Raw genomic sequence first — 9,261 nt, forward strand, 5'->3', positions numbered from 1 at the left:
GCCGCCGGGGGAGCCACCGCACGAACCACCCCCGTACCGGGGGCCTGGGGCGGGGCGGCCGAGCGACCCGGGTGAGTTGTCCCAGGGGCCCAGCGGGCCCGGCGGGGCCGGCCCCGAACAGGCCGGTTACGCCCCCGGTTACGGCGACTACCCCAGCGCCCCGGTCGACTACGGCAACGCCGGGGGTTACGTGCCGGGCACCGGGCCACCGCCGGTCCATCCGACACCTTGGGGCAAGATCCTGGGGATCGGCTGTGGGGTGCTGCTCCTGTTGCTGCTGTTCCTGGGCGGTTGCGCGGCGGTGTTGCTCTTCACCGCGGGGACCGACGGTTCGACGTCCTCCGCTCCGCCCGGCAATGGTCGCGAGGAGGCCGAGCCGGGTGCGGATCCGCCCTCGGAGGCCTCCCTGAGCGCGTCCACCACCGACTTCCAGCCCAGTTCCCTGTACCTGGAGGGCGAGTACACCAGCGTCCTGGTGGAGGTCACCAACGACGGTGATCAGGCCCTGGACATCAACCCGCTCTACTTCACGATCATGGACGACGACGGTGACGCGCACGATCCGGAGGCCGCCATAGCGATGGACTCCGAGGAGATCGCCGTGCAGACCCTCGAACCCGGCCAGAGCACGGACGGGGTGATCACCGTGGAGGGGGAGGTCGTACCGGAACAGGTGGTCTTCGAGCCCTACTTCACCGGCCCGGTGGAGGCCCCGGTCGCCTGAGCGGTCGATAAAGAGAGCCCGTCCCCCCGAAGGGCGGGGACGGGCCGCTGTCACGGAGATTCCGTCAGGGTGCCAGCGAGGGGTCGCGCAGCCACTCCGACAGGTCCTCCTTGCGTTCACTGTCGCACTTGAGCGGACACGTCGTGCAGTAGCCGTGTTCGGGGTCGCCCTTGTAGTCGAAGCAGCAGGTGCCCCGCACCGCCCAGGTGCCGCGGGGGTGGTCCGGGGCGAAGGGGAACAGTCGTGGCCGCTTGCGGGTGAGGGCACCGGCCTCTGTCACCGCGTCACCCAACCGGGTGGCCAGGTTCCAGGCCTGTTCGGCGTCCTGCCCCAGGTAGCGGGCCGGGTTGAGCATGTAGAAGTGCAGGGTGTCCATGACCCAGCCCCACAAGGTGCGCTTGCCCGCTCGGGAGTGCGCCTGGAGCGCCTCGATGAGCGGTTCGAAGGTGGCGAACATCGCCTCGGCGGTCAGCCGTAGCTGTTCGTCCTCGTCGCGGGCGACCACGGTGTCGGGGTGGTCGGCGGCCGGGTCGTCGGGCAGGACCACCGTGCGGGTGTCGACCACGATCGGGGTGCGAAAACGCGCCTCGACGGTGTCCCAGGGCAGCCGGAGCCGGTCCGGGCCGAGCAGGGGCGCGCGACCGGTCAGGTACAGCGAGGACGCCACCAGGAAGACGGGTTCGCGCAGGGTGACCCGGAGGAAGTTGGTGGCGGCGGGCAGACGGTGCCCGGGCCCGTGTTCGGTCCGCAGCTTGTCGAACAGCACGGGCAGCCAGTGGTCGTCGGTCAGTGACGTGACGCTGTGGCATTGGGCGCCGTCGAAGGGCCGCCGCTGGAGGGTCTCGAAGTCGACGATCTCGGGCAGTGGTGCGAACTTGAGCCGCGCGCTGACGGCGCGGATCGCGTTGAGCGGATCTTGAGTCACCGCGGAACCTGCCCTTCGTCGCAAGATGAAAACCGAAGTCACGTCCGGAGGATGCCGTGGTCGCAGCTACCAACGGGGACGGGTACATCTGCGCCTGTAAAGTGAGGCTACCCTAATGAAAGCTGAGGTGGCAATCGTCGGCTGCCCGGATTTGCCGAAAAATGGGGCCCCGGTTCCCAGCTCAGGGACTGTGCGGACGGTTTCGGGTGCCGGGGCGCGCGCGTTCAGGCCGCGCGTGTCGAGGGGCGCCCGCGCCGTGCCCGACGGTGGTACTTGATCCACCACTCCACGAACAACAGCGGCAGGACCCATGACAGGAAGCCCGACGCCGGGGCGACGTCGAGTGCCAGGGCGCCGAAGTCACCGTCATAGACCGTGTCCAGCCGCGGCGACATGATCGTCATCAAGACGATGAGGAGCACGCGGTTGAACGCGATGCCGTAGATGAGGGCGAAGCTGCGCAGCATCCACTCGCGGTGTTCGGCGAAGCGTCGCCGTCGCGCCATGGCGTAGCCCAGGAGTGTGAAGGTCAGCCACAGCGCGGCCCACACGGTGTTGCTGATCTGGACGCTCCCGCCGGTGCTGCTGAACGGCGCGATGAGCAGCGCAGGAACCCCGACGAGTGGGACCCCCGCCCAGACGTACACCCGTCCGCTCCAGCGGTGTACGGCCGGGTGTCGGGTGCGCAGCCACGGCCACACCTGGAGGATCACCAGCAGCGTCAACAGCGCGCCGCCGAAGATATGGGTGATGAGCATCGGGAAGAACCAGGAGGGGCTCTCCGGTATCGGAAGGCGTGCCTGGTCCGGGTCCATGCCGAGGTAGGGCGGGACGGCGTAGAGCAGGAACGTGACGCTGAACAGCGCCAACGGCAGAATCCAGGGCCAGCGCCACCACGGAACGGGTGACGCTGGCGGGCGTTGACGGGATGGCGGTGTGGTCGTGTGGGTCGATGGGGTGGCTTCCATCGTCGGGTCTCCTTCGGGTGTTCGGTGCATGGTGAATCGGGTGTCGTGGTGCCGGCGGGTTCGGGCACTCGCGGGGTCCGCGGGCGGTCGTGATCAGCGGCTCAGCGCGCGGAACCGACGCACGGCCAGTGGTACGCACAGGGCGAGCAGGACGACCGGGACCAGCACGGCCAGGAACCCGGCGTGCTCGGCCGGCCAGTTGTCGGAGGGGACACCGGCGTTGCCGAACAGGTCTCGCAGGGTGGAGATGATCGCCGAGATCGGGTTCCACTCGGCGATGGGAGCCATCCAGGCGGGCATCGCCTCGGCCGGCAGGAATCCGGTCGAGAGCATGGTGACGGGGAACGCCAAGGGGTAGACGAGCATGCCGGCGGAGTCCGGATCAGGCACCAGCAGCCCCAACAGCACCCCCGACCACACCAGGGAGAACCGGAACAGCAGGAGGAGTCCGATGGCCAGGGCCGCGTCGCCCGGGCCGTTCTCGGCGCGCCAACCCAGAGCCATCCCCACCGGGATCAGCACCGCCACCTCCAGGCAGGCCCGCACCATGTCCGAGGCGGTGCGGGCCGTCAACAGGGACACGGGGGACATGGGCATGGAGCGGAAACGGCTCATCACGTCGCGGGCGGTGTCCCGGGCGATCCCGGCCGCGGTGCCCGCCACGCCGTAGACCATGACCATCGCCAGCATCGCCGGGATGAGGAAGGCGCGGTAGTTCCCGGATCCGTGCCCGGACATGACCTCGTCGAAGAGGAAACCGAACAGCAGGACCATCACGACCGGCATGAGGATGGCGACGCACGGTTCGAAGGGGTCGCGCACCATGTGCAGGAGGTTGCGGCGGGTCAGGATCAGGGTGTCGGTGACGGCCTTGCCCGCCCCGGTTCCGTTCGTGCGGTCCGGAGCGGTGGCGCGGGCCGGTTCGAGCGTGGTCATCGTGGTGCCTTCCGGTGTCGCATCGGAAATCGGGTGTGGTGTGCTCACGAGGCCATGACCTCGTCGGCGTGGTCGTGTTCGGTGGAGGGGTGTCCGGTCAGGGCCAGGAACACCTCGTCGAGGCCGGGCCGGCGCACCCCGATGTCGACGATCGTCGCTGTGGAGCCTTCGAGGGCGCGCACCGCACGGGTGAGGACGTCCAGGCGGTCCGCCGCGGGAACACCGACGCGGTGGTCCTGGTGGTGCACGGTGACCGGTGCGGTCAGCGCGGCGCCCAGGAGGTCGGCGACCACTCCCAGGTCGGCGGGATCGCGCACGATCACGTCGAGGCGGTCGCCGCCCACTCGGGATCTCAGGGCGTCCGGGGTCCCCTCGGCGATGACCCGGCCGTGGTCGATGACGGCGACGTGGTCGGCGAGCCGGTCGGCCTCCTCCAGGTACTGGGTGGTGAGGACGACCGTGGTGCCGGCGTTCACGAGTCCGCGCACCGATTCCCACACGCGCAGTCGGCTGCGCGGGTCCAGGCCCGTGGTGGGTTCGTCGAGGAACAGGACGTCGGGTCGCTGGATGAGGCCGGTCGCCAGGTCCAGGCGACGGCGCATCCCGCCGGAGTAGCCGGAGACGCGGCGGTCGGCGGCCGCAAGCAGGTCGAACCGGCCCAGGAGCTCTTCGGAGCGTGCGTGCGCGTCACGCGGGGACAGGCCGTACAGGCGGGCGAACATCACGAGGTTCTCCCGGCCGGTGAGCAGCTCGTCGACCGACGCGTACTGGCCCGTCAGGCCGATGACGGAGCGCACCCGAGCGGCCTGTGATCGCACGTCGAACCCGGCGACCTCGGCGTGCCCGGAGTCGGCGCGCAGGAGGGTCGCCAGCACGCGGACGGCGGTGGTCTTCCCGGCGCCGTTGGGTCCGAGCAACCCGAACACGGTCCCGGCGGGCACCTCCAGGTCGAGACCGGCCAGGGCGACGGTGTCCCCGTAGTTCTTCCGCAGTCCTTCGGTCCGGACAGCGAGGGGTTCTGGGCTCATCGCGTGCACTCCCTTAACTGTGTATGCCGCATACTGATAAGTGTATTTAATACACAGTTCTAGGATGGTGTCAACGACGAACCCGACGACTGGTGGCCCATGACGACAGAGAACGCGCCTAAGAGCCGGATGGCGCGGGACGTGGAACTGCTCTGGGGATTGGACTCCCCACCTCGAAGGCGCGGCCCCAAACCCAGGCTCAGCCGAGAGGTCGTGGTCCGCGCGGCCCTCGACGTCGCCGACGCCGAGGGCATCGAGGCCGTCTCCATGCAGCGCGTGTCCAAGGAATTGGGCTACACGACGATGTCGCTGTACCGGCACGTGGACAGCAAGGAGGACATGCTCGTCCTGATGCTCGACGCCGCGATGGAGGGAACTCCCCCCGGACCCCGCGTCGACGGTGACTGGCGTGCCGGACTGGAGGAGTGGTGCCACAGCGTCCTGGAGCTCTACCGTCACCGCTCCTGGGTGGTGCGGGTCGCCTTCTCCGGTCCACCCGGCGGCCCCAACGGTCTGCGCTGGATGGAGGCGGGGCTACGCGAACTGGTGGGCTCGGGCCTGGACGTGGGGGAGGCGCTCCAGATGCTCATGCTGCTCTCGGCAGCGCTGCGCGAGAGCGTGCGGTTGGAAACCGACATGGCCGACGCGGCGCGAACCACGGGCAACACCCTGGTCGAGGTCGAACGCGACTACAGCCGGGGCCTGCGCAGGGTGGTCACCGAGGAGGAGTTCCCGACCATCGCCCTCATGCTCCACGAACAGGTGCTGGAACCGCAGCCCACGGCCGAGACCACCGAAGGGGTAGGGGAACCCACCCACGAACTGGACTTCGGCATCCGACGGATACTCGACGGCATCGCGTCCTACGCGCGTGACAAGGGCACCACCGGCGACGCCGACTGAAACGGTGAGGGCGCCGCACCCCGCACGGGTACGGCGCCCACGATCGGCCTCAGCGCACCAGAACCAGGTGGTGGCGGCCCAGTGCGGCCACCACCTGAGCGCACAGCTCCACCTCCACACCCGCCGCCTCCGCCAACTCCGCCACGGTCAGCGCGCGGTGTTCGCTGAGCGCCTCCAACACCGGTTCGGTCACCGACGGCAGCCGGTACCGCTTCCCGGCGACGGTGAGGGCGACCTTGTCGCCCTCACGTTCCATCGGCGGTGGCAGGATCGGCACGAACTCCACCCGCGCCTTCGCGCCGGGCACCCCTTCCTCCACCGGCCAGGGCAGTGAGAACGACGTCCTGCGCGGGAAACGCGCGTCCCGTTCGGTCAGGAACGAGTCCAGATCGGCCTCCTCGGCCAGCTCCGTCAGCCGGGCCGTCAACTCGTGCCGGTGCTTGCGGCGCGCCTCCGGGTCGGCGAAGCGTGGCAGGTCGCGCCGGAACGACTCCTCCTCGAAGAGCCGACGCACCAACGCCTCGGCCCAGTCGATTCCGGTCGCCCGGGTGAACCCGAACGTCAGGTGCATGCTCATCTCACCGTTGCCGGTCACCGTGTGCCACCACCCACGCGGCACGTGGATCACCTGGCCCGGCCGCAGCACGCCCTCCCACTCCTGGCGCAGAAGGCCGTCGGCGTCGCGCGGCGGGGTGTGGGCGTGGTCGGTGTCGTTCTTCATCGGGAACGGGCGGGTGCCGGGGCCGTGCACCTGCCAGTGCTTGGAGCCCGCCAACTGCACGATCATCGTGTCGTGGTCGTCCCAATGGGTGTCGAACCCGCGCGAGTCGCCCCAGATCAGGTACAGGTTGGCCTGCGCGCGTTCGCGCACCAGCCGCATCAGGTCGTCGGCGGCGTCGCCCACCGCCGGGTGCATTCGGTCCACCCCGTCCAGGACGAGACTGGAACCGCCCCGAAGCTCCTTGTACAGCGCCTCCGGGCGCACGATCCGGCGGGCCTCGCGCGTGGCGGTGCCCGTCTCGGTGTAGCGGTCCAACGGCACCGGGGAACCCTCCCGGTGCAGACGCAACCGCGGTGGCTCCGGTGCGCACGTGGCCAGCACGTGGTTGAGGTCCTCCAGGGTGAACAGCGTGCGTACGGCGTCCTCGCCCAGGTCGGCGAAGACGAACTCCTCCGACAGACGGGTGGTCAGGGCGTCGCGGCCCACGACGTCGCACAGGGCTTGGCTGAACAGGCGGCCGGGCTCGGTCACGGCGGTCCTTTCGGCAGACGGAGAAACGACTTCGGGCGCGCGGACACCACGGGAGAGCACGATGGGGGACCCGCCCGGCCCGGGATGTGGTGGCCGGGCCGGGCGGGTCGGATCAGATGAAGTCGGAGCTGGAGTCGGTGCCGTCATTGTCGCCGCCCGCGGTGATGTCGCGGGAGGTCACCTCCGCCAGGTCCTCGACCTCTACCTCGATGGGGTCCATACCGCACCTCGCTTTTCTGTGGAAGTGTTCGATTCCTCTTGATCAGGGCCGTCCCGACGCCTCTCAGCAGCCGGTCAGCCCCGTCCGGTGCGCCGCGAACGCGTGGGCGTCCGCGGCCAGCGCGACCGCCCTGCTGACCGAGCGCGGACCGTGTCCGACGTCGCGCTCGTAGCGCAGCAGGGCGGGCGCGTGTCCTTGTTCGTACCGGCCGGCCGCGAGCAACGCCGCGCACATCTTGCGCGGGTGGGCGGCGTCGGTCCGGGTGTCCCCGGCGAACCCGGTGAGCAGTACGCGGGGGTGGCTCAGGCCCGGGGTGCGACGCGCGCTCTCCAGGGCCCGGTGGTAGGGGGAGTAGGACATCAAGGCGGTGAAGTCGTCGGGGTCGGCGGCGCTGCCGAACTCGCGCGTCCACATCCGACCCAGCCCCATGCGTTCGAAGCGGGCCATGTCGGCGAGCGGGGCGGAGGCGATCACCGCCGCGCACAGGTCGGGTCTGGCGGTGGCGGCGGCGAGCACGAGCAACCCTCCGGCCGAACCGCCCGACAGACACAGCCGGTCCCTGGTGCACCATCCGGTCTCGACCAGGTGGTCGGCGGCGGCCACCAGGTCCTGCACCGCCCGTGGTTTGTCGCGGCCCGAACCGTCCAGGTGCCAGCGTCGTCCGGCGTCACCACCGCCGCGTACGTGGGCCACCGCGTAGCGGCCGCCGCTGAGCAGCCAGGCCAGCACGGTGGCGCTGAACCCGAACTGGCGGGGACGGCCGAACCCCCCGTAGGCGTGCAGCAGCAGTGGCCCGGGCCCGGAGCGGGTGGAGACGTCGAAGACGGTGACCGGAACCCGGGTGCCGTCCTGGGAACGGCACCACACCACGGTGCGCTCCACTCGCGGGGAGGGCACGGCCTGGTCGCCGTGCGACGGCCAGGGCGTGGGGACGTGCTCGCCCGGTGCCAGGCGCAGTACCCGCTGCTGGGTGGACACGTCGGCGTAGCCCAGGTACACCGAACCGTCGGGGGCCCGCACGGGGGTGGACACCATGCCCTCCCCGGGAGGCTCCACCCGGTACCGCAGCGCCCCGGAGACGGCGTCGTGCACGGTGGCCTCGCTGATCCCCAACCGGGTGCGCACCACCAGCACGGTGGTGCCCGCGCCGTCGGCGCCGGGCTGGGGACAGAACGCGTCCAGGGTCGCGCCGGCGTCCTCGGCGATCACCTCGCGCCAGTGTTCGGGTTCGGGCCGCTCGGGGTGGGCCACGCAGACACGGCGTCGAGGCGCGTCCAGAGTGGTGCGCAGGTACAGCAAACCGTCGGGGCCGTGGCGCACCTCGGTCTCGGCCTCGTGGCCCACCTGGAGGGGCCGCAGGTTCGGTCGGCGCGGGGACCCGGCGGTCAGGTCGGCCAACCACAGATCGGTGCGGTGCCCGGTGCCGTGGCTCTCGGTCACCAGCAGCCAACGCCCGCCCAATACCTTCACCCCGGGTACGGTCCCCGGACCGGTACAGGCGTGCACCAGGGTCTCGGCGCCGTCGCTCACCCGGCGCAGCCACACCCCGCGCACGCCCTGGTCGCCGTCGCGGCGGACATAGAAGAAGGAACGCTCGTCCGCGGGCAGCCACGCCACGTGCGAGTAGCGCACGCGGGGCACGACCGGCCCCAAGGGGGAGCCGTCGGCGACCCGGACCACCCGTAGCCGACCGTGTTCCACTCCGCCGGTGGAGGTCTGTAGGGCGACCAGCGTGCCGTCGGGGTTGGGCTCCCAGGCGTCCAGGGTGGTGCGACCGGCGGGATCCTCCTCGCAGGGGTCGTACACGGTGCGCGGGGCCGCCGTGGGGGAGTCGAGTGACGTGCCGTCGGCCGGTCCGTCGGGCAGGACCACCAGTCGCGGGTGCTCGCCGCCGGACGGACGCAGCGTGGCGAACACCGCACCGGGTCGGTGCACCGGTGTGCTCCACAGATCGGTGGCGACCAGCGCTCGGATCCGGGCGGCCAGGCGTTCGCGCAGGGGCCAGCCCGAGGCCTCGCGTTCGTACTCGCGGGCGCGCTCCTCCAACCAACGAAGCGTTTCCGGGCTGTCCGCCGACTCCAACCATCGGTAGGGATCGGGGACGGGACGGCCGTGCAGGGTGTCCACGACCGATGCCGGATCGGGGGCGAGGGTGACTCCGGGGGTTCGGTTACGCACCATCACATGTTTCAAGCGGCCCGACACGACGGTCAAGCAACAGATATCTCACCCCAGGGTGGTCGGAATGTCACCGAAGGGGAAGGTTTGTCGTCGGGGCCTGCTCGAACCGGCCGCGGGGGAGGGC

At 70.6% G+C, this 9,261-nt stretch carries 8 protein-coding genes; 2 read left to right on the forward strand and 6 right to left on the reverse strand.

The genetic code is table 11. The features are described 5' to 3' along the window. Positions 1-724, forward strand: a 724-nt coding sequence (locus BQ8420_RS24395; protein WP_369825540.1) for a DUF4352 domain-containing protein, incomplete at its 5' end; no start/stop codon positions are given. A 64-nt stretch (positions 725-788) separates the two neighbouring features. On the opposite strand, the gene BQ8420_RS24400 is transcribed toward BQ8420_RS24395, so the two are convergent. The 4 genes from BQ8420_RS24400 to BQ8420_RS24415 form a co-directional block, all read right to left on the reverse strand. Continuing rightward, positions 789-1,649 (reverse strand): (2Fe-2S)-binding protein, encoded by an 861-nt coding sequence (locus BQ8420_RS24400; protein WP_087101568.1) that lies wholly within the window; start codon positions 1,647-1,649, stop codon positions 789-791. 224 nt (positions 1,650-1,873) lie between these two features. Continuing rightward, positions 1,874-2,518: a DUF2306 domain-containing protein gene (locus BQ8420_RS24405; RefSeq protein WP_235006465.1), complete on the reverse strand. Its 645-nt coding sequence runs from the start codon at positions 2,516-2,518 to the stop codon at positions 1,874-1,876. Between the two features lie 192 nt (positions 2,519-2,710). Next, entirely contained in the window at positions 2,711-3,553 is an 843-nt protein-coding gene (locus BQ8420_RS24410; protein ID WP_087101572.1) for an ABC transporter permease, read from the reverse strand. Positions 3,554-3,597: 44 nt separating this feature from the next. Continuing rightward, positions 3,598-4,581, reverse strand: a complete 984-nt coding sequence (locus BQ8420_RS24415; RefSeq protein ID WP_087101574.1) for an ATP-binding cassette domain-containing protein — start codon at positions 4,579-4,581, stop codon at positions 3,598-3,600. Between the two features lie 99 nt (positions 4,582-4,680). Between BQ8420_RS24415 and BQ8420_RS24420 the strand changes: the two genes are divergently transcribed. Beyond that, a complete protein-coding gene (locus BQ8420_RS24420) occupies positions 4,681-5,484 on the forward strand; it encodes a TetR/AcrR family transcriptional regulator (protein WP_087101576.1) in 804 nt (267 codons plus the stop codon). A gap of 49 nt (positions 5,485-5,533) precedes the next feature. Here the strand turns inward: BQ8420_RS24420 and BQ8420_RS24425 are convergent, their stop codons facing one another. Then, a complete protein-coding gene (locus BQ8420_RS24425) occupies positions 5,534-6,736 on the reverse strand; it encodes a JmjC domain-containing protein (RefSeq protein ID WP_087101578.1) in 1,203 nt (400 codons plus the stop codon). 283 nt (positions 6,737-7,019) lie between these two features. Next, the gene (locus BQ8420_RS24430) at positions 7,020-9,137 is read right to left on the reverse strand and encodes a prolyl oligopeptidase family serine peptidase (protein WP_087101580.1); all 2,118 of its coding nucleotides are present in this window, start codon (positions 9,135-9,137) and stop codon (positions 7,020-7,022) included. Between the last annotated feature and the right edge of the window lie 124 nt (positions 9,138-9,261).

It is taken from the genome of Nocardiopsis sp. JB363, from assembly GCF_900143625.1.
Taxonomy (GTDB): domain Bacteria; phylum Actinomycetota; class Actinomycetes; order Streptosporangiales; family Streptosporangiaceae; genus Nocardiopsis.